Consider the following 23,779-nt stretch of genomic DNA (forward strand, 5'->3'; position numbering starts at 1 on the left):
CACTTCCCCATCTCCCTAAAATTCCAGAGGTTATAAGATAATTAAGCGACGATGAAAGAACCGTTAATTGAATTGAGAGGAGTATCGAAAAGATTCGGGGATAATGTTATTCTCGACGGATTAGATTTAACCATTTATCGAGGGGAGGCCCTGGTAATTATCGGGCCGTCAGGAACGGGAAAATCGACGGTTTTACGAGTAATTGCGGGATTAACGGGGATAAATGCGGGAGAAATTCGTATTAAAGGCCAATTGCGTCAGGGATTGCTAGAAGATGGTCGAGAAGCGATGCGAACTTCCTTAGTTTTTCAACAAACGGCCCTGTTTGATTCTCTCACCGTCGGGGAAAATGTCGGTTTTTATCTTTATGAACAAACTAATTTAAAAAAAGCCAGAATTAGGGAATTAGTGGAAGAAAGCCTGGAAATGGTCGGTTTACAGGGAATTAGTGACCTTTATCCCTCGGAACTATCGGGGGGAATGCGTAAACGGGTGGCTTTTGCCCGCGCTATTATCACTAATCCCGATAATCCGGCCGATAATCCTGAATTACTGCTGTATGATGAACCTACCGCCGGATTAGACCCGATAGCTTCCACAATTATCGAGGATCTAGTGCGGACTCTCCATGAAAAATCGGGGTCTGCGAATAGTTATGTGATGGTTTCTCACCAACAAAGTACCATCCGACGCACCGCCGATCGAGTAGTATTTCTCTATCAGGGAAAAGTGCAATGGCAGGGATTAGTGGCAGATATCGATCGTACCGATCATCCCATGATTCGGCAATTTTTTAGTGCCAGCATTGAAGGCCCGATTAGGACAATCGTTTAAGCTAGATTAAGCTAAATTAAGAACTATCGAGAATGAGAGAAAAATCATGCAGAGTTCGCGAGCTTTACGGGAAGGAAGACTAGGTTTGTTTGCCCTAGGCGGATTATTAGTCTTTGGGGCGCTCGCTATCTGGGTTCGCGGGGGGGGATTTGGTCAAAGAACTTATCAATTAATCTTCGAGTTTGCCGATGTGGAAGGGTTACAAGTCGGGGCGCCGGTGCGTTTTCGCGGGGTGAGAGTGGGAAGAATTACGAGTTTTATCCCGGGAAGCAATCAAGTGGAAGTTATTGCCGAAATCGCTTCTGCTAATTTAGTTATGCCTAGGAAGGTAACTGTTACTACCAATCTTTCCGGATTAATTGGGGAGGCAGCCATCGATATCACTCCCTTAGTTTCTTTAAGTGCTGAGGCCAAAAATCTCGACCCTCTGAGTCCCGACTGTGATCAACAGTTAATTCTCTGTAATAATACTCGTTTACAGGGGACAACAGGAACACAATTAATGTCTAGTGTTGGTCGTTTAGTGGATACTTTTACCAGTCCTGAATTTGTGGGTAATCTCAATGATGTCACCAAAAATACCGCTATAGCGGCCAAAAAAATCGCCCGTTTATCCGATGATACCTCCCAGACTATCCGTAATGCCCAAAGAGAACTCTCTCGTCTATCTTTGGAATTAGCTGCCACCAGTCGCTCAGTCAGTAATACGGCTAATAATGCCTCCCGTTTTGTCAATACTTTAGATAGTACCGTTCAGGAAAATCGCAGTCAAATTAGCAGAACTTTTCAACAATCTTCCCAATTAGTCGCTAATCTCAATGGTGTTCTCAGCGAAAATCGCGGACAAATCGTTAATACTCTCGATCATATTAATCAAGCTAGTTTAGGTATTGGTAGTCTCGCTAATAATCTCAATAATACCGCCTTGAGGTTGAATGCCAGTTTAGATGAAATTGATACTAAACAAGTCATGCAAAATATCGAGACTATTTTGAATAATGCGGTGGAAACATCGAATAATTTACGAGAAATTACTAAAACTATTAACGATCCTGCTACAATTGTCCTATTGCAAAAAACTCTCGAATCCGCTAGGGTGACTTTTGAAAATACTCAAAAAATCACCTCGGATATCGATGAGTTAATCGGTGATCCCCAATTTCGCGAGAATTTAAGACGTTTAATTGATGGCTTAAGTAATCTGCTTTCTTCCGGGGAACAATTAGAATATAATTTGCGTATCGCTCAAACTTTAGATACCATGACTCAAGAGTTAGCTAAACAAAAAGTTTTGACCATCTCTCGACCTCCTTTAAATCCGAAGCAAATGCAACTCTATCCCCAATTTATCGTTCAACAACCCCCCACGAGTGAAAAATGACAAAACAGCACAATTCAAGCGATTTTGGGTAATCAGTAAACAGTAATCGGTGAACTGATAACTAATAAATGATAACTGATAATAATCTAAGTACAGGACAAAAAATGTAAGGACTGGAGAAAAAGAGAAAAGTTAGGTAATGAAGGATTGAGAATAAGATGACGAAGGTGGTCTAAACCTAGCCGAAAGAGGCTTTTTGCTCGGCGACCATGTTTCTTGATAGGAATTGGATTAAGATGATGTATCTCCAATCCTGTCTTGAGAGACCAGACCAAAGCTAAAGTCAGTAAGGCTAAAAGCTTACGCAGACGTTTTGGGTCAGTAAAGTGAGTAGATTCTAGACAAAACCCACGGGTCTTAAAGATGCCAAAAAGAGTTTCAATACCCCAACGTTGGGCATAATCCTGAATCAGACCCAGACAATCGGGCTGTCCAATGACGATGAGCAAAGAATTATCGGGTAAGCGAAGAGCCTCTACAGAAACGGGATAACCCCAAATTAGACAACTCCCCTGCAGACGTTGAGATTCACCAATGGCAAGATGGGCAAAAATAACCTTGGCGGCCAACCGCTTGCCATTGTACTCAATCTTGTCTGTCGCCCGAATTCTTAAACAGAAAGCCAGCATCGGTTCAAGCAAAAGATACCTCAGCCACGCCAGCCCAATAAACTCACGGTCTCCACACAAGCAACGAATCTCCGCAGAAGGAAAAATCTTCAGCATCTCCTCAATAAAACGCATCCGTTCATCGCTGTTTGAGTTGCCTTTTTTCTTCTTGAGCATCCACCAGAGAATGGGAATAGCTACCCCTTCATGGACAATGCCGACTGTGAGGATGTTGTAGTGATGACTACCAAATGACCAATTGGTGCGGTCAATACTCAATACCCAGGGTTGAGGGATATTGAGCCACTGGACTACAATGCGAGCTATTTCAGGGTAATCTATCTCGAAGTCCCCAAAAAAGCGTTGTAATCGTTTGTAATGGGACTCTACCAATACCCGACCTTCAAAACCTAGGGCTAATTCCTTGAGGTTGACGGTTTTTACTTTCAACAGAGCCAGTAAGAATAGAGCGAGGAAAGAGAGTCTTGCTCCGTGCCATCGCAAATGAGGTTTGAGAGCTTGTTTCAACGCATTATACTGGTTCATAGGGGTTTCGAGATTAGTGCTATTTCTCATAAAACCCCACTCCCGCCTACTTTTCAAGCTTTTTGTCCTGTACTTAGGATAATAATATGTCGAAATCAATTTGTATTACTCTTGGAACTCGTCCCGAAGCGATTAAATTAGCTCCCGTTATTCGTGCTTTTCAAGAATCGGAACAGTTTAAAACCCATGTTATTCTGACGGGACAGCATAAAGAAATGGTAGCGCAGGTGATGGAATTATTTGCTTTAAAAGCAGACGAAAATCTTGATATTATGCAAACTCGTCAAACTTTAACTGATATTACTTGCCGCAGTTTACGGGGTTTAGAAACAGTTTTTGAGCGCATAAAACCAGATTTAATTATTGTGCAAGGTGATACTACTACTGCTTTTGCTGCTGCTTTAGCGGCTTTTTATCAACAAATTCCTATCGCCCATGTGGAAGCAGGATTAAGAACTAATGATATCTATAATCCCTATCCCGAAGAAGCTAATCGTCGCCTAATTTCTCAACTGACTAACCTACATTTTGCTCCCACTACTTTAGCCGTGGAAAATTTACAAAAATCTGGGGTGACAGGAAATATTCACCACACCGGCAACACGGTTATTGATGCTTTATTAACCGTAGCCAAAACCGCACCAGAATGTCAAATTGCTGGCTTAAATTGGTCAGATTATCGGGTTTTATTAGCCACGGTTCACCGCCGGGAAAATTGGGGCGAACCCTTACAGTATATTATCAAAGGATTCACTTTGTTGTTAGAAAAATATGCCGATACAGCCCTATTATTACCCCTGCATCGCAATCCCACCGTCCGAGAACCAATACAGTCCGCTTTGGGCAATCATCCCAGGGTATTTTTAACCGAACCTCTCGATTATGCCGAGTTAGTGGGGGCGATTCAACGCTGTTATTTATTATTAACTGATTCCGGGGGCATTCAAGAAGAAGCCCCCAGTTTAGGAAAACCAGTTTTAGTATTGCGAGAAACCACAGAAAGACCGGAAGCAGTACAAGCGGGAACAGCGAAATTAATTGGTACTAATCCAGAGCAAATTTTAGCCGCAGCGGGAGAATTATTAAGGGATAAAATCGCCTATGATCGTATGGCTAATGCAATTAATCCTTTTGGAGATGGACAAGCATCCCAAAGAATCCTCCAAATCGTCCAAGATTTTTTGGCTTAATCTATGACTACTTGGTTGGGTATCGACCCCGGATTAGCGATTGTCGGTTGGGCTATTCTCCGGGATAATAGTGAGTTAATGCCGGTTTTAGTCGATTACGGCACGATCGAAACTTCTAAAAATCTTTCTACTGCCCAGCGTTTGATCGAAATTGAACGGGATTTAAAGGAGTTAATCGCAGAATATAAACCGGGGGAAATTGCCGTGGAAATGCCCTTTTTTAACCGGCAAATCAAGGCAGCCGGTGGAGTCCTGCAAGCATTGGGAATTATCAATCTAGTTAGCTGTCGCGATGGGGGAATTGAACCGATTTTCCTCCATCAAGCTAGTTGGAAATGTCATCTGGGCCATGGTAGGGCCACTAAAGCTGAGGTGGCCGAACAAATTAAGTATTTATTCGGATTGACAAAAATGCCTATTAATGATGCTGTAGATGCTATAGCGATCGCATACGCTGCTTTCAGTGGCGTTCGCAATCAAATCTCTTGAAGCAATTTGACGAAATTGGCGCAAAAATTTAGCTGACAACTAAAAGCCATCTTTAAGCTTGCACTATCTTAGTTCGATGGGACGGTTGAAGATAATAAGGCTTTCAAATATCTTTGATTAGCGTTGGGTTTCCTTCCTCAACCGTTCGGCAAAAGCTCACGGCCGAAGCCCAACCTACCATATTAGCGATTGCAGCAAAGGGTTTAAGTGTGGAATTGTGATAATTGTCATCGTCAATGCTAACAAAAATATGGTAAGTAGTCGTGCAAAATAAATTTCCTAGTGAAGATAGGCAAGAGGCAAAAGGCAAAAGGCAAAAGCTTTATCGAAATGTGTAATTAATTTTGCTTAGGTACTTATAGTTCTTAAATGAGTATAAGTTTAAAATAATGAAAATAGATGAAAATAAAAGTTTCCCAAAAAAAGGCATCATCAAACGGAGTTAACCCTCAGTTAAAGGATATTGCCTATTCGATGGACGCACTGATTCCGGGCTTTTATATTTGGTTGGGTTCTTTTTGTTGGCGATTGGGGGGTAGTGATGCAGAAGAAAGTTATCCAGGAACAATACATAGTTTTGCGGGTATCAGCTTAGTTTTACCCGGTTATCAAATTTTTACAACCTATAAAGGGAGTTATGACCCTCGATAAGCATCAAATTGATGGTCTTTAGGTATAATGGGGCTTGACCGGTGGTATCAGTTATATCACCATAAGCGAATGCGTAATACCCGTCCTATATCTTGGATTAAAGCGGCACGGAAAGATTTTCAAAAGTTTCCCAAGGAAGCCCAAGAAATTGTACTTGACGCTTTAACTATTGCAGCAGAAGGGGCAAAATCATCCCTAACCAAGCCTTTTAAGGGGATGGGTTCTGGTGTGTTCGAGATTGCTCTACCTTTCAAGGGGGATGCCTATCGAACTATCTATGCTGTCCAGTTAGGTGAGGCTATCTGGGTGATTCATGCCTTCCAGAAAAAATCCCCAAAAGGGATCAAAACACCACAGCAAGAAGTCGAAGTTATCAAAGCACGGCTCAAGCGATTGAAGGAGGAACTCTCATGAGTGAAGAACAATTTGAACTGGTACAAGGTAGCGGGAATGTGTACCGCGATTTTGGCGATGTAGATGCGGACGTGCGACAAGCGAAAGCACTGCTTGCTGCTGAAATTATCAAGGTTCTGGAGAAGGAAGACTTATCAACCCGCGATGCTCAAGTGCGAACTGGAATTAATCACAGTGAATTTGTCCAGATTCGCCGTGCTAATTTGGGACGCTTTACTATTGACCGTTTGATCTCAATTTTGGGTCGTCTCAATCAACAGGTTGAAATTACTATTACGACCCATCCAAGAACCACTGATTCTTCACCAATGGCATCCTAACTGTAATTGAGTGTGGGTCGATGGGAACGACCGCGCCACCAAGCTAGTAGGGTACTAGCGATAAAAATACTCGAATAGGCCCCGGCTACGAAACCAATAATTAAAGCTAGGGCAAAATATTTTAAAGTCGTGCCACCAAAGAGAAAAATCGCCACCAGAGGCAATAAAGTAGTCAGGGTGGTATTAATTGAACGAGTTAGGGTTTGACTCACCGCATTATCGACAATTTCATCCACGGATAATTCGGGGGTATTAGCAAAATTTTCCCGCACGCGATCATAAATTACCACTGTGTCATTAACAGAAAAGCCCACAATTGTCAAGAGGGAAACCAAAAATAAACTATCCACTTCTACCCCCGCAATTAAGCCTAAAACCGCAAAGACCCCTAAAGTGATCAAAACGTCGTGCAGCAGGGCGACAATGGCAAAAAAAGCGTAATCCCGTTGAAAACGGAAGCTTAGATAGACAGCAATGCCAAAAAATGACACTAATAAAGCTAAAAATCCCGACCGAAATAATTCTTGACCGATGGTGGGTCCGACCGTATCGATTTGACCGGTTTCGGGGTCAAAGGCCCCGATTTTCTGGTTTAAGGTGTCGAGTAATTTCGTTCTCTGTTCTTCTGCCAGGGTTTTCGTCCGCACCGATAAAGTATATTTATCCAACACCTGCACACTACTGTTACCCAATCCCTCCTCGTCTAAAATCCCTTGCACTTCGGCAGTAGTTAAGAGTTTCTCACAGGTATTCTTTTTGGCACAGGCTAATTCTATCTGAATTCTCGTACCACCAACAAAATCTAAACTCGGTCGCAAAGGTGCTTGAATAGTGAACCAAGAAATCACCATGGCCAAAATACTACCAATCGTCAGCAAGGCCGAGACTGTCCACCAAAAATTACGCTGTTTTGTAACGTTAAATGCCATATCGATTAAGTAAAAAGGAAAAAAGGAGACAGGAGTAGGGATATTTTTCAGTTATCAGTAAGCAGTAATCAGTGGGGGAATAACTGGTAACTGATAACCGATTAACACTGTTAACTTAAAACTCAAATCTGATAACTGATAACTGATAACTGATAACTGATAACTGATTATTGGTTTACCGGTAAATTAGGGCAGAAAAGTTGCGGTTTTTGACGGACGCTGGGAACGTTTAACACGGTGATTAACAGGAGAGTGCGACTACAGGTTAAAGCGGTAAACATACTCACAGCTACCCCAATGGCTAAAGTTAAAGCAAAACCCTTGACTAATCCTGAACCCAACCAAAATAAGGCAGCACAGGCGATTAAAGTAGTGACATTACTATCAAGAATACTGGAAAAAGCCCGATAAAATCCCGACTCTACTGCCCGAAATAGGGATTTTCCGGCCCTTAATTCCTCCCGGGTACGCTCAAAAATCAGTACATTTGCATCAACTGCCATGCCGATACTGAGGATAAATCCAGCAATACCGGGTAAAGTCATGGTGACTCCCACTAGGGCAAAAGCTCCCAGAGAGAGAATAGTATAGATAATCAGGGAAATATCGGCAATAATACCGGGTAAACGGTAATAAACCGCCATGAAGATTAAAACTAACAGTAAACCCACTAAACCAGCGTAGATACTGCGACGGATGCTATCCTGGCCTAAAGTTGCCCCGACAGTGCGAATTTCTTCCACTTTAACGGGGAAAGGTAGAGAACCACCGCGCAATTGAATCGCTAGATCGTTGGCAGTTTCGGCGGTAAAATTACCGGTAATCACGGCCCGGCCTCCTGTAATTCCCGTTTGGGCAAACTGCACATCAACCACAGGGGCGCTAATTAATTCATTATCGAGGAAAATCCCAATACTGCGACCAGTACCCGCGATCGCTTTAGTCAGTTCGGCAAATTTATTGCCCCCTTCCGAATCGAAAGTAATGGCCACTTCCCAGTTAGTGCCTTGGGTGGAACTAATAGTGGCATTTTGCAGATTTTTTCCAGTTAAGTCCACCGACTCAAATAAATTTAAAATTGCCTCTTTAGATTTTTGCAGAGATTGTTCTAGTTCGGCAATTTTAGCGGCATTTTCGGGTTTATTCTCGGCTTTGAGGTCGGCTAATTCCGCTTTTTTTTGTTGAAAAATCGAGTATTCAGCCCGAAATTCTCCTTCTGTACCTTGTTTTTGCTGACGAAATTCTAATTGGGCCTGAACATTTAGGTTTCTCTCAGCTTCTTTGGGATCTGTGACCCCCGGTAGTTGCACGATTACCTGATTTTTACTGTCCACAGTCTGCACTAATGATTCAGAAACACCGAGGGCATTAACGCGATTTTCAATCACATTTTGTACGGCTTTTAAATCATTAGGTTGAATGGTTGTGACGGTTTCAGTGGGTTTAACCTGAATGGTTAATTGACTACCACCGCGCAGGTCTAAACCTAATTGTAGGGGTAACTTAATCAGGACGATGATCGAGGCAACAACCAGGCCGATGATCAGTAACAATAACCAATTTTGTCTCTGCATAACTTCAGTATCAAAAGGAGAATTTTTTAAATGCGATCGCCGACCATTTTTTGGACAGCTTCGACAATTTGATTAGGTTGAATAATCGTCAATCTTTCTAGATTACCGTTATAAGGTGTGGGTATATCTTGGGAAGATAATCTTAACACGGGGGCATCTAATTCATCGAATAACTGCTCGTTAATTAAAGCAATTAACTCGGAAGCAATTCCTGCCGTTTTCATACATTCTTCCACGATAATCACCCTGTGAGTCTTGCGAATCGAAGCGGCAATCGTCTCCATATCAAAGGGTTTCAGGGAAATTAAATCGATAATTTCTGGATCATAGCCATCTTTTTCTAACTGTTTTAATGCCTGTAAACAGTGATGACGCATCCGCGAATAGGTGAGAATGGTGATATCTTCTCCCTTGCGAACGATTTCCGCTTTATCGAGGGGTAAAAGATACTCGGTATCAGGTAAATTTTCCTTGAGATTATAGAGAAGAACGTGTTCAAAGAAAAGCACGGGGTTATTATCTCTAATCGCCGATTTTAATAAACCTTTGGCGTTGTAGGGAGTGGAACAAGCGACAATTTTTAGGCCGGGTACCGCATGAAAATAGGCCTCTAAACGTTGGGAATGTTCCGCCCCTAATTGTCTGCCCACACCCCCCGGACCGCGGATAACCATGGGGATTTTAAAATTACCGCCGGAAGTATAACGTAACATCCCAGCATTGTTGGCAATTTGGTTAAAGGCAAGCAGAAGAAAACCCATATTCATGCCTTCAATAATCGGACGTAATCCCGTCATGGCTGCCCCCACTGCCATGCCCGTAAAACTATTTTCAGCGATGGGAGTATCTAAAACCCTTAAATCGCCATATTTTTTGTAGAGATCTTTGGTAACTTTGTAGGAACCACCGTAATGACCCACATCTTCACCCAAAACAAATACTGTCTGGTCGCGGCCCATTTCCTCATCGATCGCCTGTCGCAAAGCATTAAATAATAGGGTTTCTGCCATATCAAGTCCCCGCTTACAATTCGGTCATCTTATCACTAAACTTATTATCTTACCCCTTTTCTGGCCCGAAGGAAGTGGGGAAGTGGGGAAGTGGGGAGCAGGGAGATGGGGAGAGGGCAGGGCTGTTTCATTTTCCGAATCTAATTCTTTTTTTTGCTACCCTTAATCGCTTATGAGGTAGGCTAACGAGCAGGGAAGTACAGGTTTTTGCTCTCATTGTAGGTTGATTCATGAATCAACCTACAAAGCACGACGTTTTTAAAGATTTTCAGATATATATTTCCGAAAAATCGACTAAAAACGTTGCCAGATAAGGATTTGAGGGAATGACATTTGAGAGAATGAAACAGCCCTACCCCAACGGGTAGGGTTGATTCAAGGTAGGGTTGATTCATGAATCAACCCTACCCCAACGGGGGATTTGGGGGGTTCTACCCCCCAAAAGCTGGGATTGAGCGATAAAATCGCAAGTAACGCCCAATTTGAGCAGAGAGTTTCCCTTTAAAAATCCCAACTTAGTAGATTTACAGAAATTGGCTGATGAATAAAAACAATTATGACTATAGATAATAGTCTATTCTAGTTCCCGACAATCGGCCGGCAAAGAACTAAGATCAAGATCAAGCAATCCCCTACCGTTAAAGCTGATGAAATTACCCCGTCTTGCCACTTTAATCATTGGTCTGAGCTTTATTTTCGGATTAATGTTGTGGTTAGTCAACTCTATCTATCGTCTTTACATCCAGATCGCCTTTACCGCTCCTATCTTAGCTAATATTCTGCTTTTGCTGATTATCGGACTGCTGGGCTTGCTGATATACGTTCTTTTATACTACTTTTATCTGCTGCCCCAGCGCCCAAAAAGTCGCCGCGGGTTGCATTCTTCCTCCCGTCCACCCCTAAAATTACCGGTAGAAAAAACCGAGGCTGCCGGGGAAACCTTAAAAGCTGTCCGGCAACAAGTGGAGCAAATTCAAGATAAAGTAACTCAACAGGTTTTTATTAAGCGTTCCCAAGAAATTGAGCGAAGTTTAGCCAGAAAAGAAGTTAAAATCATTGTTTTCGGCACGGGATCGGCGGGAAAAACCTCCCTAATTAACGCCCTCATCGGTCAAATGGTGGGCAATGTGGAGGCAACCATGGGAACCACGGAAAAAGGGGAAACCTATAGTTTAAAAATGAAAGGTGTGAATCGGGAAATTCAAATTACCGATACCCCCGGCATTCTCGAAATTGGTGCGGCCGGAGGTCAAAGGGAACAGTTAGCGCGACAATTAGCCACGGAAGCAGATTTACTTTTATTTGTCATCGATAACGATATTCGCCAATCGGAATATGGCCCTTTATTGCGTTTAATTGATATTGGTAAACGCTCTCTCTTAGTCTTTAATAAAATCGATCTCTATAGCGACGAAGATCGAGAAATGATTTTAAAACAATTACGAGAACGGCTAAAAGGAGTGATCCTTTCCGCCGATATTATTGCTGTTACCGCTAATCCCCAACCAGTACAGTTAACCGGTGGACAAATCATCACACCGGAACCGGATATTTTAGCTTTAATTAAACGTTTAGCTTCAGTTTTACGGGCCGAAGGGGAGGATTTAGTGGCGGATAATATCCTCTTACAATCCCAAAGATTAGGAGAAGAAGCTAGGAAAATTATCGATCGCCAACGTCGTCGCCAAGCTGATAAAATTATCGATCGCTATCAGTGGATCGGTGCGGGAGTGATTGCGGTGACTCCCTTACCAGTGTTCGATCTGTTAGCAACGGCGGCGGTTAATGCTCAAATGGTCAGGGAAATTGGTCAAGTTTATGGCTGTGAAATTAACAGCGATCGAGGTAAAGAATTGGCTGTATCTTTAGGCAAAACTCTAGTTAGTTTGGGAGTGGTGAAAGGAGCAGTAGAATTATTAGCCAGAATCCTACAGTTAAATTTTACTACCTATATAGTCGGTAAGGCAATTCAAGGGGTCAGTGCCGCCTATTTAACTCGCATTGCTGGCAAAAGTTTTATTGAATATTTCCGTCAGGATCAAGACTGGGGTGACGGTGGTATGACGGAAGTGGTACAAAGACAATTTCAACTTAGTCGCAAGGAAGAATTTATTAAGTCTTTTGTGGCCGATGCGATCGGTAAAGTGGTACAACCTTTTCAGGATGATTGGCAGCAAGAAGAAGTTTTAGAAGCTAGTCGCGAGGATGATTGGTAAAGATCGAAACTGGGAGCGATAGGCAAAATTGTATAGTAATTGTTACAATCGTTTTGGGGTTCCACAAGGGCAAAAAAAAGATGCGACAGCAAGTTATCGACTGGTTAAAAGAAAACGTCAACGAACACCGTCTGCGCCATATTCTTGGTGTGGAGACCATGTGTATTGATTTAGCTCGTCATCACGATCTCGATACCGTCCAAGCTGGGCAAGCCGGGTTAATGCACGATCTAGCCAAATTTTTCAAGCCCAAAAAACTGCTAAAAATGGCGGAATCGGCGGGAATAGACGTGGATAATATCTGTGCATCCCATCCCCACTTACTCCACGCCGATGTCAGTGCAGTTGTCGCCCAAAAAGAATTTAACGTTACCGACGAGGAAATTCTCGAAGCAATTCGCAATCATACCCTCGGTAAACCCAATATGAGTGATCTTAGCTGTATAGTCTTTATTGCCGATGCCTTGGAACCCAATCGCGGCGATACACCCGAATTAAACGCCCTACGACAACTCAGCTATCAAAATCTCCATAAAAGCGTTCAACAAACCTGCGATTATTCCCTAAAATATCTTTTAAGTAGCCATTGTCCCATTCATCCCCGCACCGTGCTAACGCGCAACTGGGCGTTACAAATTGTTAAAGAACAACCAACGGAAACTAAAACCATTGATTAACATAATCTCAAGACTCCCTTACAACCACCTTAGCCAAAGGATAACCGCAACCTGAATGACCAATCCCACTGGAATTATTACCCCCATCGCCGAAAATCTCAAGACCGAAAAATTTCTGGAGACAATTGTTACCGCTGCCGAGGACAAGAAAGCAGGGGACATCGCCATCCTGAAAGTCGCCGATATCTGTTATTTAACCGATTATTTTCTGATTATTACCGGCTATTCTACCACTCAAGTGCGAGCGATCGAGGATGCGATCGAAGCCGCTATGGAACTAGAATGGCAACAATCCCCCCGACAAGTGGAAGGAAAAAGCGAAGGTAGCTGGATCCTGATGGATTATGGCGATATCATTGTCCATATCTTTTTACCAAAAGAGCGAGAATTTTATAATTTAGAAGCATTTTGGGGTCATGCTCAACGGATTCCTCTACCTAGCGACCATTTGGAGGAGTAGAATCCATGAAATCCTCCCTTGATTTCTGTCCCGTCCCGGAAGAACAGCAACCGGTTAACGAGTACGAACAATTAAAAGAATCTTGGTTTTTCCGTTGGGCGACGCTAGATGTAGCCTCTTATACAAAAAAAATTGTCTGGTTATGGTTATGGACATGGTTAATTGTCGGACCGATTGCCGCCGCTAGTTTTCCCCTCAAAAAAGCCCCTTTTCTCTTCTCCTGTGCGGGGATTTTTGGCTCGACAATTTTGGTAGGATTGGTGTTATTGCGCTTGTATTTAGGCTGGATCTACGTCTATGACCGCTTGCAATCGGAGAAAGTATTTTATGAGGAGTCGGGTTGGTACGATGGCCAAATCTGGACAAAAACCGCCGCCATTTTAACCCGCGATCGTTTAATCGTCTCTTATCAAATCCAGCCCATTCTCCGGCGTTTACAAAAAACCGCCCTGATTCTAGGGGCAATTGTCGCTATCAGTGGTCTTTTCTGGCTATTTTTCACTCACTAACCGCAACCAATCTGAATGAATAGGGTAAAACGTTCACCAACCCACCGCTTAGAAATTCATCTCCTCCGGGAAGGTATTATTGAATCGGTCCATCATGTCGAGGCCGCTATTTGCGATGACCGCGGCCGGGTATTATCCACCGCCGGCAGCGCCGAAACTAGCGCCTTTATTCGTTCGGCCCTGAAACCTTTTCAAGCACTGGCTGTCATCAGTACCGGCACCCTCGAACGCTACGATCTCAACGATAAGGATCTAGCCATTATCTGTAGTTCTCACCAAGGCACGGTGGAACACGCCCGTCAAGTCTTTAATATTCTCTGGCGTGCCGATATCGATCCCAACGCTCTGCAATGTCCCCTCCCCGAAGGTAAACCCAGTCGCCTCCAGTACAATTGTTCTGGTAAACACGCCGGGATGTTAGCAGTGTGTCAACAGCGCGGCTGGCCGTTAAATAGCTATCTCCGGCGCTCTAGTCAGATACAGAAGCTAATTCTCAGCAAAATTGCCGAACTATTGGGGATGCCGGGGGATGAATTAATCAGCGCCCACGATGACTGCGGTGCGCCCACCTATTCAATGCAGTTGGGGCAAATGGCCCATCTCTACGCCCAGTTAGCCTCTGGCAACCGTTTAGACTTAGAAAGAATCGTCCGGGCGATGACCTATCATCCCCGCATGGTAGCAGGGGAAGGGGCTTTTGATACGGAATTAATGCGGGTTAGCCAAGGGGAAATCGTCAGTAAAGCCGGGGCCGAAGGGATTCAATGTATTGGGCGCGTCGGTGAGGGTTTAGGATTAGCAATTAAAGCCCTAGATGGTTCCAAACGGGCTAAATATGCCGCCGCTTTGCAAATTCTCAAACAGTTAGGCTGGATTACTCCCAATGTGGCCGAATCTCTCTCGGAAAAATTCCTCAAAATCGGCAGTTATACCCGCTTGGAAGTGGTGGGGGAAATGGCTTTGTTATAAATAGTCGGTTAACAAAAGCGTAACACATCAAAAACTTTTCTTTTTGGTGTGTTAGGGCAGTATTTATAAGTAGCTGGTTATAATTAAATTAAAAATGGATTTTGCCTTTAATCCCCCCTTGATCCCCCCTTGATAAGGTAGGGTTGATTCATGAATCAACCCTACCCTTGATAACGGGGGTGTCTGATAATTTTTAACGCCTACCTACTTATCTTGATTTTTTTTCCTCAAAAACTGAACTTCGGAGTACAATACAGATGACTAAATTAATTCAAGAAACTTTCGAGCAAATTGCACCGCTTTCTGAAGAACAACAAGATAGCCTGGCAACCTATCTAAAAAAACACCTAGCTGAATTTTTAGAAGAAGCGGAAAAAGAACGACGAATTGCAGAAGGGACTTATACCATAAGTGATTTTAACGAAAAAACTCAACAAGTCATTCAGAATATTGAAGAGCAAAAAAACTTAACTGTTGTCAAAGATCAAGTTGAACTGTATCAGCAGCTAGGAATTTAATGTTATTACCCATTTTTGAAAATCGCTTTAAAAAAGATATTAAACGACTGCAAAAACGGTGAAAAGATATGACCAAACTGAAAAATGTCATTGATAAATTACTTCAAAAGCAAGAACTAGAACCTAAATACAAAGATCACGCTTTGATGGGAAACTGGAATGGATATAGGGATTGTCACCTAGAACCAGACTGGCTTTTAATTTATAAAATCACAGACACCCATCTTTTTTTAGTGCGCTCTGGTTCCCATATTGAAGGCGGTTCGCGGAGGGGAAGCGTGGCAATCTTGCTTAACCGATAGTAATCTGTCAATTTTAAAAGGATCAGTGGAGACAAGCAGGGAGAGCAGAAGGGGCAGGGGAAGCACCGGGAGATTTATCTCTCAATTCGATCTTGACAGATCAATAGGCCTATGGTAGAGTAATAACCGAATTATCACACAAAGTCGAGGAGAGCCAAAAGCCTTCGAGTGATAGAATACGAGGGGTTGCTGAATCAAGGTATGAATGCCAATTGTGCGGGTTCCCGTGCAAAAGTTAGTTTGGGTCTAGGTTTTAAAAATCCCAGAAAAGAAGATTCATATCTCAAATCAGCAACCCCGAATACGATTGTCTGATGGTGAGAATTTAGATGCATTATATTCCCTCATTCAAAAAATTCCAGATCGCAGTTCCAGATCTACTGGTAGTGGCGGTGTGTATTGTAAGCTTTATTTTTAGCGTTATCGAATCAAAACTTAATACGGACGCTCACCATTGGGGGCTTATGTACGCGAATGCCATAGACTTGGTTCGCGGATCGATACCTTTTAAAGAAATATTTATTCAATACGGAATTCTAACGACGATAATTCAGGGTTTCTCTTTAGTTATCTTCGGCAATAAAGCGATCTCAGTCGGTATTATTACTGGATTATTTTACTCTTGTAGCTTGTACATATCGTATTTACTCTGGCAGAAAATCATCAGTAAGAACCGCGCCAGTTTTTCTACAATTTTGATGTTTTTATTGCAGGGGTATATTGTTTATCCGTGGTCTAATTACTTTTCTTATACTTTTTTGTTAATCTGTTTACTACTTTTGTCTAATGGTCGCTCAAAAAATTCACGGATTCTCGTATATTGTGTAGCGGGTATTTTTTTCGCCCTAAATGTGCTATCTAGACAAACCGCTTTTGGTCCAACAATAGTACCGATTTACTTGTATTTCTTGCTAGAACTTGTCGAGTCTTCAAAGGAAGAAAGGAAAACATTTATCAAAAAAATAGTATTATTTCATTTAGGAGTTATGGCGATCTTTGCAATATTTTTTGTTTATCTTTATCACACTTCATCTTTGCAAGATTGGTATCTTCAAAACTTTACTATTTTAAATCTTTACGAAGATTCTTCGGGAGGAGTAAAAAACCTAATTTTTGGATTCTTAAAAAAAATGTTTATTTCACCAATACTAACATTCGATATTAGAGGAATAATCTATATATTAAATTTATGCAACTCGATATTTTGGATACAGGCAATACTGGCGAAAGTTTTTAGAAAGAATCTGCCGGTTACAAATCGGGAAAAAGTTATTTTTTTACTTGCCAGTATTTCTCTATTCGGGTACGCGCAAGCTCTATATAAACTCAGCGTTTTTCGCTTACAGAATTCCTCCTCGATCGGTTTGGGATTGCTAACCCTTTCTGGCTTTGAAATGACCTCAAAATTACTCAAATGGCAACGGTATATTATCTTAGGTATTATCTGCGCTATGAGCGTATATCTTAGCGGCACCCTAGGTGGGTTAAAATTTTCTAGTGTTTACTACAACTGGCCGAAATATCTATTCAGTGGCAGACTTCAGCAACCCGAAAACATAGATATATTTCAAGGAAAACTTTTTAATACTAGAGTTAAAAGTTATTATGAATCCTTGGTAAAAGAGATCGATTCCTATAAATCAAGTGTTCCGTACATTATCAACCTAACCCGTGACTCGTATATTCTTTACCTATCGAATAATTTTAGAAAAGTTCAGTCTTCTCCTTTCTACGATATATACGATCGGAGACTCAATGATATGATCCTACTAGACGAGCAACAAAAAATCGATAATCTCATCGCCAGAGAAAACGCTATTTATATAGCTCACTTACGGAAAATCGAAGACTTTCGATCGATTCCAAGTAACTACTGTATTGTTTATCAGGCTCAAAAACCGAGAGAAGTTCCATTTATGCCCAAAGATATTTTTCTCGTAGTTCCCCGAAAAATCGCCAAGGATTGCTTGACAATTAATATCAAATCGTCAAAAGATAAGGGAGTATAATTGAACTTATATTAAAAGCTCACTTTTGATTTTTTCTATGAAATACCTAATAACCTACGCGAATCAAAAGTATCGATACAAAACCCTCGGATTTTTTAGTTCTACCGAACCTACCATGCAAGGAATTGCTGAAAGCCTTTCCATTAATCGAGCATACCAAAAGTTGCTCAAATGATCGATCAAAACTACTTTATCCTCGCCAGAGATTACAATATTTTCTGGTTTAATATCAAGAGGATAAATTCCTTGCTCGTGAACTGTTTCTAATGCGTCCACCAATTGACTGATTAATTTCTCGATTCTTTGCGGAGGTAAACGAGAGCTGCCCGGCAGCAAAGAAGCAAAGGTTTTATCCCAGCGCCTATTCTTGGGGATAAAATTCCTTAATCGCTATAGCAGTGGCTAATTGACGATGACAGGCCCGATAGGTGATGCCAAAACTGCCCCGACCGAGGGGATAATCGATAGCATCAGTTCCATCTCTCAGTAAGGTTCCCTTTGCTAAGAAGTCTTTTAGTAGTGCTGGCAGGTAAACACCACAACGGAGACATTTATCCATTGATGGCTCAATTCCCTGAAAACGACAGTTTAAGCATGGCATGGAGGGTTAAGGACCCATATTCTCCCTAAATAATCACGATTTTCTCATAACTACCCCTCGATCGTTGTGCGTGAGAAAACGGATAATTAATTCAGTGATTAGGCAAAAGGCGGTTAGGTGTTGAGGTTTTTTCCTTTGTCCCTGAAATACCCCTCCACCCCAACAATCTATAATCGCCATATATAAGGAGAATAATTAACCATGACCGAAAATAGAGGCCCGATTCCCGTAGTTGTCAACGGTGCAGCCGGCAAAATGGGACGGGAAGTCATTAAAGCCGTTGCTCGTGCCGACGATATGATCTTAGTGGGTGCAGTGGATCGAAATCCAGCTTTTCGAGGTCAGGATGTGGGAGAAGTGGCTGGTTGTGAACCCCTAGAAGTGCCGATTCTCGACGATTTGCAGAGTGTTTTAGTCCTGGCAACTCAGGAAAAAGTGCAGGGGGTGATGGTGGATTTTACCCATCCCGACGGTGTTTATGACAATACCCGCAGTGCGATCGCCTATGGAGTGCGTCCCGTGGTGGGAACTACGGGATTATCGGCGGCACAACTGCAAGATTTAGCCGAATTTGCCGAAAAAGCCAGCACCGGCTGTTTAGTTATCCCCAATTTTTCCATTGGCATGGTTTTACTACAACAGGCTGCTATGCAAGCATCTCGCTACTTTGATCATGTAGAAATTATCGAACTGCATCACAATCAAAAAGCAGACGCACCCAGTGGCACAGCGATTAAAACCGCCGAATTACTGGCCGAATTAGGTAAAACCTTTAATCCTGCCCAAGTTTCCGAAAAAGAAACCATCCCCGGCGCTAGAGGCGGTTTAACTGCTGAGAACATCCGTATTCATAGCGTGCGTCTACCCGGTTTAATTGCCCACCAGGAAGTCATTTTCGGTTCCCCCGGGGAAATCTATACCCTTCGTCATGATACCAGCGATCGCTCCTGTTATATGCCGGGGGTTCTCCTCTCTATCCGCAAAGTTACTCAGCTGCAATCCCTCGTTTACGGTTTAGAAAAAATCCTCTAAATCGAGATATTTTAGAGAAAGGAGAGGAAAAGGGCAAAGAAGAGAAATCTCGACAAATTGCCCTAAAAATGCTATCTGCTGGCTTTCCTATCCCCAAGCCCTAGATTTAGATATTGAACAAGTACAACAAGTCATTGAGGGACAAAATTGAGGGAAAACGGACAGTATTTTCTATCGTCTCTTTGAGACTTTTCCTGAAAGTTTCTTTGATTTGCTCAATCTTCCCCCAGAAACCGTCAATCATTATCAATTTTCCTCCCTAGAAGTTAAACAACTCGCTTTTCGTTTAGATGGGGTCTTTCTTCCCGATAACCTGAATGACCCGATTTACTTTGTTGAGGTACAATTTCAAAAAGATGAACGGTTTTACTCACGCTTTTTTAGTGAAATATTTCTCTATTTTCATCAAAGCGAGTTAAGCCAGAATTGGCAAGGGGTGATCATTTATCCTCATCGGGAAATTGAAAACAGTCCCAAATCTCGTTATCAAGAATTCTTTGAGTCAGGCCGAGTTAACTGTTATTATCTGAATCAGTTAGATGAGGGGGATTCTCTGGGGGTAAAAGTGTTACAATTAATTGTGGAATCGGAACCAAACACCTTAGCCCAAGGAAAAGAACTGATTCAACAGGTTAGACAACAATTCCAGGAGTCTTTAAAAAGACAAGACATTCTCGAATTAATTGAGACAATTCTCATTTATAAATTGCCCAAATTAAACCGTAAGGAGATAGAAAAAATGTTTAGTTTAAGTGATTTAAGAGAAACTAAAGTCTATCAGGAAGCTTTAGAGGAAGGCAGAGAGGAAGGTAGAGAGGAAGGCAGAGAGGAAGGAGAATTATCCGCTAAATTAAACTCTATTCCCCGTTTATCAGCCTTAGGATTAACTATAGAACAAATTGCCCAAGCCCTAGATTTAGATATTGAACAAGTACAACAAGTCATTGAGGTACAAAATTGAGGGAAAACGGACAGTATTTTCTATCGTCTCTTTGAGACTTTTCCTGAAAGTTTCTTTGATTTGCTCAATCTTCCCCCAGAAACCGTCAATCATTATCAATTTTCCTCCCTAGAAGTTAAACAACTCGCTTTTCGTTTAGATGGGGTCTTTCTTCCCGATAACCTGAATGACCCGATTTACTTTGTTGAGGTACAATTTCAAAAAGATGAACGGTTTTACTCACGCTTTTTTAGTGAAATATTTCTCTATTTTCATCAAAGCGAGTTAAGCCAGAATTGGCAAGGGGTGATCATTTATCCTCATCGGGAAATTGAAAACAGTCCCAAATCTCGTTATCAAGAATTCTTTGAGTCAGGCCGAGTTAACTGTTATTATCTGAATCAGTTAGATGAGGGGGATTCTCTGGGGGTAAAAGTGTTACAATTAATTGTGGAATCGGAACCAAACACCTTAGCCCAAGGAAAAGAACTGATTCAACAGGTTAGACAACAATTCCAGGAGTCTTTAAAAAGACAAGACATTCTCGAATTAATTGAGACAATTCTCATTTATAAATTGCCCAAATTAAACCGTAAGGAGATAGAAAAAATGTTTAGTTTAAGTGATTTAAGAGAAACTAAAGTCTATCAGGAAGCTTTAGAGGAAGGCAGAGAGGAAGGTAGAGAGGAAGGCAGAGAGGAAGGAGAATTATCCGCTAAATTAAACTCTATTCCCCGTTTATCAGCCTTAGGATTAACTATAGAACAAATTGCCCAAGCCCTAGATTTAGATATTGAACAAGTACAACAAGTCATTGAGGTACAAAATTGAGGGAAAACGGACAGTATTTTCTATCGTCTCTTTGAGACTTTTCCTGAAAGTTTCTTTGATTTGCTCAATCTTCCCCCAGAAACCGTCAATCATTATCAATTTTCCTCCCTAGAAGTTAAACAACTCGCTTTTCGTTTAGATGGGGTTTTTCTTCCCGATAACCTGAATGATCCGATTTACTTTGTTGAGGTACAATTCCAAAAAGATGAACGGTTTTACTCGCGCTTTTTTAGTGAAATATTTCTCTATTTTCATCAGAGTGAGAGTAATAACAATTGGCAAGGGGTGATCATTTATCCTCATCGGGAAATTGAAAACAGTCCCAAATCTCATTATCAAGAATTCTTTGAGTCAGGCCGAGTTAACTGTTATTATCTGAATCAGTTAGATGAGGGGGATTCTCTGGGGGTAAAAGTGTTACAATTAATTGTGGAATCGGAACCAAACACCTTAGCCCAAGGAAAAGAACTGATTCAACAGGTTAGACAACAATTCCAGGAGTCTTTAAAAAGACAAGACATTCTCGAATTAATTGAGACAATTCTCATTTATAAATTGCCCAAATTAAACCGTAAGGAGATAGAAAAAATGTTTAGTTTAAGTGATTTAAGAGAAACTAAGGTCTATCAAGAAGCTTTGGAGGAAGGCAGAGAAGAAGGAGAATTATCCGCTAAAAAAAGCCTAATTTTGCGTCAGCTAAACTTAAAACTAGGTTCTATTCCTTTAAAGTTAGAACAAAAAATTAAACAGTTAAATCCTAATCAATTGGATAATTTAGCCCTTGCTTTATTGAATTTTTCGGATTGGGAAGATTTGCACCAATGGTTAAATTAAAGAAAAAAGCCTTAGATTCAACAATTTAAGCAACAATTCAGGAATACCAGACAACAGGGAGAACTTTGAGAATTAATAGAGACGATTCTCATTTACAAATTACCGAAAATGAATGGTAAGGAGATTGAAAAAATGTTTAGTTTAAGTGATTTGAGGGAAACTAAAGTCTATCAAGAAGCTTTAGAGGAAGGTAAAGAGGAGGGTAAAGAAGAAAAAGCTCGACAAATCGCCCTAAAAATGCTATCTGCTGGTTTTTCTGTCCCAGAAATAGCCCGATTTACCGATTTATCCCCCGACGCGATCGAGCAATTACAAAGACGAAACACTCACGATGTTTGATAATATTTGTAAATTTATCGCCGAAAACTTCTCCGATGATCTAGCCACTTGGTTATTGGGTTCTCCCCTCTCCTTAACCGTCCTCGACCCGACGGAATTACAATTAGACCCCATTCGTGCCGATTCTCTGATTTTTTTGCAGTCAGAGCAACTAATTCTCCATACCGAATTTCAAACCGACCCCAACTCCAAAATTCCTTTCCGAATGCTCGATTATCGCATTCGCGTCTATCGTCGTCATCCCCAAAAACAAATGCGTCAAGTGGTAATTTATCTGCGACGCAGCGACTCTCCCCTAGTACAAGAAAATACTTTCCGTCTGGGGGAAACCTTTCATTCCTTCCAAGTCATCCGTCTTTGGGAAGAAAATACACCACAATTTTTCCATCATCCCGGTTTATTACCCTTTGCCGTCCTCAGCAATACCGATGACCCCGAACAGGTGTTAAGTCAGGTGTCCCGTTCTTTAGAAACTATCTCTGAAAAACAGGTGCAAAGCAATCTCGCTGCCGCCACCAGTATTCTCGCTGGGTTAGTATTAAATCGAGAGACGATTAAAAAAATCCTTCGGAGTGACATTATGAGAGAATCCGTCATCTATCAAGATATTTTAGAGGAAGGCGAGGAAAAGGGACTACAAAAAGGTAAAGAAGAAAAAGCTCGACAAATCGCCCTAAAAATGCTATCTGCTGGTTTTTCTGTCCCAGAAATAGCCCGATTTACCGATTTATCCCCCGACGCGATCGAGCAATTACAAAGACGAAACACTCACGATGTTTGATAATATTTGTAAATTTATCGCCGAAAACTTCTCCGATGATCTAGCCACTTGGTTATTGGGTTCTCCCCTCTCCTTAACCGTACTCGACCCGACAGAATTACAATTAGACCCCATTCGTGCCGATTCTCTGATTTTTTTGCAGTCAGAGCAACTAATTCTCCATACCGAATTTCAAACCGACCCCAACTCCAAAATTCCTTTCCGAATGCTCGATTATCGCATTCGCGTCTATCGTCGTCATCCCCAAAAACAAATGCGTCAAGTGGTAATTTATCTGCGACGCAGTGATTCCCCCCTAGTACAAGAAAATACTTTCCGTCTGGGGGAAACCTTTCATTCCTTCCAAGTTATCCGTCTTTGGGAAGAAAATACACCACAATTTTTTCATCATCCCGGTTTATTACCCTTTGCCGTCCTCAGCAATACCGATGACCCCGAACAGGTGTTAAGTCAGGTGTCCCGTTCTTTAGAAACTATCTCCCAAAAACAGGTGCAAAGCAATCTCGCTGCCGCTACCAGTATTCTCGCCGGGTTAGTATTAAATCGAGAGACGATCAAAAAAATCCTTCGGAGTGACATTATGAGAGAATCCGTTATCTATCAAGATATTTTAGAGGAAGGCGAGGAAAAGGGACTACAAAAAGGACGACAAGAAGGATTGCAAGAAGGCAAAGAGGAAAAAGCTCGACAAATTGCTCTAAAAATGCTATCTGCTGGTTTTTCTATCTCAGAAATCGCTCGATTTACCGATTTGTCCCCTGCAACTATCGAGGAATTACAATCGAGAGACGACTAAAAAAATCCTTCGGAGTGAC

The 23,779-nt window shown here is 41.8% G+C and carries 28 protein-coding genes; 22 read left to right on the forward strand and 6 right to left on the reverse strand.

Annotated elements, in window-relative coordinates:
* Positions 1 to 51 precede the first annotated feature (51 nt).
* The gene (locus RAM70_RS06610; protein ID WP_045359680.1) at positions 52 to 834 is read left to right on the forward strand and encodes an ABC transporter ATP-binding protein; all 783 of its coding nucleotides are present in this window, start codon (positions 52 to 54) and stop codon (positions 832 to 834) included.
* A gap of 46 nt (positions 835 to 880) precedes the next feature.
* Complete coding sequence (locus tag RAM70_RS06615) at positions 881 to 2,215, forward strand: MlaD family protein (protein ID WP_190381508.1); 1,335 nt, start codon at positions 881 to 883, stop codon at positions 2,213 to 2,215.
* Positions 2,216 to 2,301: 86 nt separating this feature from the next.
* Here RAM70_RS06615 and RAM70_RS06620 read toward each other — a convergent pair whose 3' ends face one another.
* Entirely contained in the window at positions 2,302 to 3,369 is a 1,068-nt protein-coding gene (locus tag RAM70_RS06620; protein ID WP_045356388.1) for an IS4 family transposase, read from the reverse strand.
* An 86-nt stretch (positions 3,370 to 3,455) separates the two neighbouring features.
* Here RAM70_RS06620 and wecB point away from each other — a divergent pair, with 86 nt between their 5' ends.
* The 5 genes from wecB (at position 3,456) to RAM70_RS06645 (ending at position 6,433) form a co-directional block, all read left to right on the forward strand.
* Entirely contained in the window at positions 3,456 to 4,559 is a 1,104-nt protein-coding gene (gene wecB, locus RAM70_RS06625) for a non-hydrolyzing UDP-N-acetylglucosamine 2-epimerase (RefSeq protein WP_045359682.1), read from the forward strand.
* A gap of 3 nt (positions 4,560 to 4,562) precedes the next feature.
* Positions 4,563 to 5,048, forward strand: a complete 486-nt coding sequence (locus tag RAM70_RS06630) for a crossover junction endodeoxyribonuclease RuvC (RefSeq protein ID WP_046661435.1) — start codon at positions 4,563 to 4,565, stop codon at positions 5,046 to 5,048.
* A 399-nt stretch (positions 5,049 to 5,447) separates the two neighbouring features.
* Positions 5,448 to 5,699, forward strand: a complete 252-nt coding sequence (locus tag RAM70_RS06635; protein WP_045359684.1) for a hypothetical protein — start codon at positions 5,448 to 5,450, stop codon at positions 5,697 to 5,699.
* 27 nt (positions 5,700 to 5,726) lie between these two features.
* Positions 5,727 to 6,113, forward strand: a complete 387-nt coding sequence (locus RAM70_RS06640; protein WP_004161954.1) for a type II toxin-antitoxin system RelE/ParE family toxin — start codon at positions 5,727 to 5,729, stop codon at positions 6,111 to 6,113.
* Complete coding sequence (locus RAM70_RS06645; protein WP_002752110.1) at positions 6,110 to 6,433, forward strand: helix-turn-helix domain-containing protein; 324 nt, start codon at positions 6,110 to 6,112, stop codon at positions 6,431 to 6,433. The genes RAM70_RS06640 and RAM70_RS06645 overlap by 4 nt, the downstream gene beginning before the upstream one ends.
* On the opposite strand, the gene secF is transcribed toward RAM70_RS06645, so the two are convergent.
* From secF to RAM70_RS06660, 3 genes are all read right to left on the reverse strand, one after another.
* Positions 6,430 to 7,362 (reverse strand): protein translocase subunit SecF, encoded by a 933-nt coding sequence (gene secF / locus RAM70_RS06650; RefSeq protein WP_312672912.1) that lies wholly within the window; start codon positions 7,360 to 7,362, stop codon positions 6,430 to 6,432. The two genes, RAM70_RS06645 and secF, sit on opposite strands and share 4 nt — an antisense overlap.
* A 167-nt stretch (positions 7,363 to 7,529) precedes the next feature.
* On the reverse strand, positions 7,530 to 8,936 hold the full coding sequence (gene secD / locus RAM70_RS06655; protein ID WP_045359687.1) for a protein translocase subunit SecD: 1,407 nt from the start codon (positions 8,934 to 8,936) through the stop codon (positions 7,530 to 7,532).
* 26 nt (positions 8,937 to 8,962) lie between these two features.
* Positions 8,963 to 9,946, reverse strand: coding sequence for an alpha-ketoacid dehydrogenase subunit beta (locus RAM70_RS06660; protein WP_002752113.1), 984 nt, complete (start codon positions 9,944 to 9,946; stop codon positions 8,963 to 8,965).
* Positions 9,947 to 10,593: 647 nt separating this feature from the next.
* Here RAM70_RS06660 and RAM70_RS06665 point away from each other — a divergent pair.
* The 8 genes from RAM70_RS06665 to RAM70_RS06700 all read left to right on the forward strand — a co-directional run bounded on the left by RAM70_RS06665 (position 10,594) and on the right by RAM70_RS06700 (position 17,606).
* Positions 10,594 to 12,162 carry a YcjF family protein gene (locus tag RAM70_RS06665; protein WP_045359688.1) on the forward strand — a complete coding sequence of 523 codons (1,569 nt, stop codon included), beginning with the start codon at positions 10,594 to 10,596 and terminating at the stop codon, positions 12,160 to 12,162.
* Positions 12,163 to 12,242: 80 nt separating this feature from the next.
* A complete protein-coding gene (gene yqeK, locus RAM70_RS06670; protein WP_045359689.1) occupies positions 12,243 to 12,839 on the forward strand; it encodes a bis(5'-nucleosyl)-tetraphosphatase (symmetrical) YqeK in 597 nt (198 codons plus the stop codon).
* Positions 12,840 to 12,894: 55 nt separating this feature from the next.
* A complete protein-coding gene (gene rsfS, locus RAM70_RS06675) occupies positions 12,895 to 13,299 on the forward strand; it encodes a ribosome silencing factor (protein WP_002752120.1) in 405 nt (134 codons plus the stop codon).
* 5 nt (positions 13,300 to 13,304) lie between these two features.
* Complete coding sequence (locus tag RAM70_RS06680) at positions 13,305 to 13,808, forward strand: CGLD27 family protein (protein WP_045359690.1); 504 nt, start codon at positions 13,305 to 13,307, stop codon at positions 13,806 to 13,808.
* A 15-nt stretch (positions 13,809 to 13,823) separates the two neighbouring features.
* Positions 13,824 to 14,777 (forward strand): asparaginase, encoded by a 954-nt coding sequence (locus RAM70_RS06685; protein ID WP_045359691.1) that lies wholly within the window; start codon positions 13,824 to 13,826, stop codon positions 14,775 to 14,777.
* Between the two features lie 257 nt (positions 14,778 to 15,034).
* Positions 15,035 to 15,295 carry a hypothetical protein gene (locus tag RAM70_RS06690; RefSeq protein WP_045359692.1) on the forward strand — a complete coding sequence of 87 codons (261 nt, stop codon included), beginning with the start codon at positions 15,035 to 15,037 and terminating at the stop codon, positions 15,293 to 15,295.
* 68 nt (positions 15,296 to 15,363) lie between these two features.
* Complete coding sequence (locus tag RAM70_RS06695) at positions 15,364 to 15,597, forward strand: type II toxin-antitoxin system YafQ family toxin (protein WP_288001631.1); 234 nt, start codon at positions 15,364 to 15,366, stop codon at positions 15,595 to 15,597.
* Between the two features lie 329 nt (positions 15,598 to 15,926).
* Positions 15,927 to 17,606, forward strand: a complete 1,680-nt coding sequence (locus tag RAM70_RS06700) for a glycosyltransferase family 39 protein (protein ID WP_312672916.1) — start codon at positions 15,927 to 15,929, stop codon at positions 17,604 to 17,606.
* Between the two features lie 63 nt (positions 17,607 to 17,669).
* Here RAM70_RS06700 and RAM70_RS06705 read toward each other — a convergent pair whose 3' ends face one another.
* On the reverse strand, positions 17,670 to 17,942 hold the full coding sequence (locus RAM70_RS06705; RefSeq protein ID WP_312672917.1) for a protein kinase domain-containing protein: 273 nt from the start codon (positions 17,940 to 17,942) through the stop codon (positions 17,670 to 17,672).
* A gap of 25 nt (positions 17,943 to 17,967) precedes the next feature.
* Positions 17,968 to 18,165, reverse strand: coding sequence for a hypothetical protein (locus tag RAM70_RS06710; RefSeq protein ID WP_288001636.1), 198 nt, complete (start codon positions 18,163 to 18,165; stop codon positions 17,968 to 17,970).
* Positions 18,166 to 18,408: 243 nt separating this feature from the next.
* On the opposite strand from RAM70_RS06710, the gene dapB reads away from it, so the two are divergent.
* From dapB to RAM70_RS06745, 7 genes are all read left to right on the forward strand, one after another.
* A complete protein-coding gene (gene dapB / locus RAM70_RS06715; RefSeq protein ID WP_045359697.1) occupies positions 18,409 to 19,239 on the forward strand; it encodes a 4-hydroxy-tetrahydrodipicolinate reductase in 831 nt (276 codons plus the stop codon).
* A 211-nt stretch (positions 19,240 to 19,450) separates the two neighbouring features.
* Positions 19,451 to 20,200, forward strand: coding sequence for an Rpn family recombination-promoting nuclease/putative transposase (locus RAM70_RS06720; protein ID WP_045359698.1), 750 nt, complete (start codon positions 19,451 to 19,453; stop codon positions 20,198 to 20,200).
* Between the two features lie 60 nt (positions 20,201 to 20,260).
* Complete coding sequence (locus RAM70_RS06725) at positions 20,261 to 21,010, forward strand: Rpn family recombination-promoting nuclease/putative transposase (protein ID WP_045359698.1); 750 nt, start codon at positions 20,261 to 20,263, stop codon at positions 21,008 to 21,010.
* A gap of 60 nt (positions 21,011 to 21,070) precedes the next feature.
* Positions 21,071 to 21,844 carry an Rpn family recombination-promoting nuclease/putative transposase gene (locus RAM70_RS06730; RefSeq protein WP_045359699.1) on the forward strand — a complete coding sequence of 258 codons (774 nt, stop codon included), beginning with the start codon at positions 21,071 to 21,073 and terminating at the stop codon, positions 21,842 to 21,844.
* A 132-nt stretch (positions 21,845 to 21,976) separates the two neighbouring features.
* Positions 21,977 to 22,183: an Rpn/YhgA-type helix-turn-helix domain-containing protein gene (locus tag RAM70_RS22890; protein WP_341853692.1), complete on the forward strand. Its 207-nt coding sequence runs from the start codon at positions 21,977 to 21,979 to the stop codon at positions 22,181 to 22,183.
* Entirely contained in the window at positions 22,176 to 22,964 is a 789-nt protein-coding gene (locus tag RAM70_RS06740) for an Rpn family recombination-promoting nuclease/putative transposase (protein ID WP_312672923.1), read from the forward strand. Before RAM70_RS22890 ends, RAM70_RS06740 begins: the two co-directional genes overlap by 8 nt.
* Complete coding sequence (locus RAM70_RS06745) at positions 22,957 to 23,760, forward strand: Rpn family recombination-promoting nuclease/putative transposase (protein WP_312672925.1); 804 nt, start codon at positions 22,957 to 22,959, stop codon at positions 23,758 to 23,760. Before RAM70_RS06740 ends, RAM70_RS06745 begins: the two co-directional genes overlap by 8 nt.
* Positions 23,761 to 23,779: the final 19 nt, after the last annotated feature.

This window comes from Microcystis wesenbergii NRERC-220, from assembly GCF_032027425.1.
Lineage (GTDB): Bacteria > Cyanobacteriota > Cyanobacteriia > Cyanobacteriales > Microcystaceae > Microcystis > Microcystis wesenbergii_A.

Bases quoted from the DNA above. Each gene is read 5' to 3' on its own strand.
- RAM70_RS06610 (WP_045359680.1), top strand. From the start codon at position 52: ATGAAAGAACCGTTAATTGAATTGAGAGGAGTATCGAAAAGATTCGGG.
- RAM70_RS06615 (WP_190381508.1), top strand. From the start codon at position 881: ATGCAGAGTTCGCGAGCTTTACGGGAAGGAAGACTAGGTTTGTTTGCC.
- RAM70_RS06620 (WP_045356388.1), bottom strand. From the start codon at position 3,369: ATGAACCAGTATAATGCGTTGAAACAAGCTCTCAAACCTCATTTGCGA.
- wecB (WP_045359682.1), top strand. From the start codon at position 3,456: ATGTCGAAATCAATTTGTATTACTCTTGGAACTCGTCCCGAAGCGATT.
- RAM70_RS06630 (WP_046661435.1), top strand. From the start codon at position 4,563: ATGACTACTTGGTTGGGTATCGACCCCGGATTAGCGATTGTCGGTTGG.
- RAM70_RS06635 (WP_045359684.1), top strand. From the start codon at position 5,448: ATGAAAATAAAAGTTTCCCAAAAAAAGGCATCATCAAACGGAGTTAAC.
- RAM70_RS06640 (WP_004161954.1), top strand. From the start codon at position 5,727: ATGGGGCTTGACCGGTGGTATCAGTTATATCACCATAAGCGAATGCGT.
- RAM70_RS06645 (WP_002752110.1), top strand. From the start codon at position 6,110: ATGAGTGAAGAACAATTTGAACTGGTACAAGGTAGCGGGAATGTGTAC.
- secF (WP_312672912.1), bottom strand. From the start codon at position 7,362: ATGGCATTTAACGTTACAAAACAGCGTAATTTTTGGTGGACAGTCTCG.
- secD (WP_045359687.1), bottom strand. From the start codon at position 8,936: ATGCAGAGACAAAATTGGTTATTGTTACTGATCATCGGCCTGGTTGTT.
- RAM70_RS06660 (WP_002752113.1), bottom strand. From the start codon at position 9,946: ATGGCAGAAACCCTATTATTTAATGCTTTGCGACAGGCGATCGATGAG.
- RAM70_RS06665 (WP_045359688.1), top strand. From the start codon at position 10,594: ATGAAATTACCCCGTCTTGCCACTTTAATCATTGGTCTGAGCTTTATT.
- yqeK (WP_045359689.1), top strand. From the start codon at position 12,243: ATGCGACAGCAAGTTATCGACTGGTTAAAAGAAAACGTCAACGAACAC.
- rsfS (WP_002752120.1), top strand. From the start codon at position 12,895: ATGACCAATCCCACTGGAATTATTACCCCCATCGCCGAAAATCTCAAG.
- RAM70_RS06680 (WP_045359690.1), top strand. From the start codon at position 13,305: ATGAAATCCTCCCTTGATTTCTGTCCCGTCCCGGAAGAACAGCAACCG.
- RAM70_RS06685 (WP_045359691.1), top strand. From the start codon at position 13,824: ATGAATAGGGTAAAACGTTCACCAACCCACCGCTTAGAAATTCATCTC.
- RAM70_RS06690 (WP_045359692.1), top strand. From the start codon at position 15,035: ATGACTAAATTAATTCAAGAAACTTTCGAGCAAATTGCACCGCTTTCT.
- RAM70_RS06695 (WP_288001631.1), top strand. From the start codon at position 15,364: ATGACCAAACTGAAAAATGTCATTGATAAATTACTTCAAAAGCAAGAA.
- RAM70_RS06700 (WP_312672916.1), top strand. From the start codon at position 15,927: ATGCATTATATTCCCTCATTCAAAAAATTCCAGATCGCAGTTCCAGAT.
- RAM70_RS06710 (WP_288001636.1), bottom strand. From the start codon at position 18,165: ATGGATAAATGTCTCCGTTGTGGTGTTTACCTGCCAGCACTACTAAAA.
- dapB (WP_045359697.1), top strand. From the start codon at position 18,409: ATGACCGAAAATAGAGGCCCGATTCCCGTAGTTGTCAACGGTGCAGCC.
- RAM70_RS22890 (WP_341853692.1), top strand. From the start codon at position 21,977: ATGTTTAGTTTAAGTGATTTGAGGGAAACTAAAGTCTATCAAGAAGCT.
- RAM70_RS06740 (WP_312672923.1), top strand. From the start codon at position 22,176: ATGTTTGATAATATTTGTAAATTTATCGCCGAAAACTTCTCCGATGAT.
- RAM70_RS06745 (WP_312672925.1), top strand. From the start codon at position 22,957: ATGTTTGATAATATTTGTAAATTTATCGCCGAAAACTTCTCCGATGAT.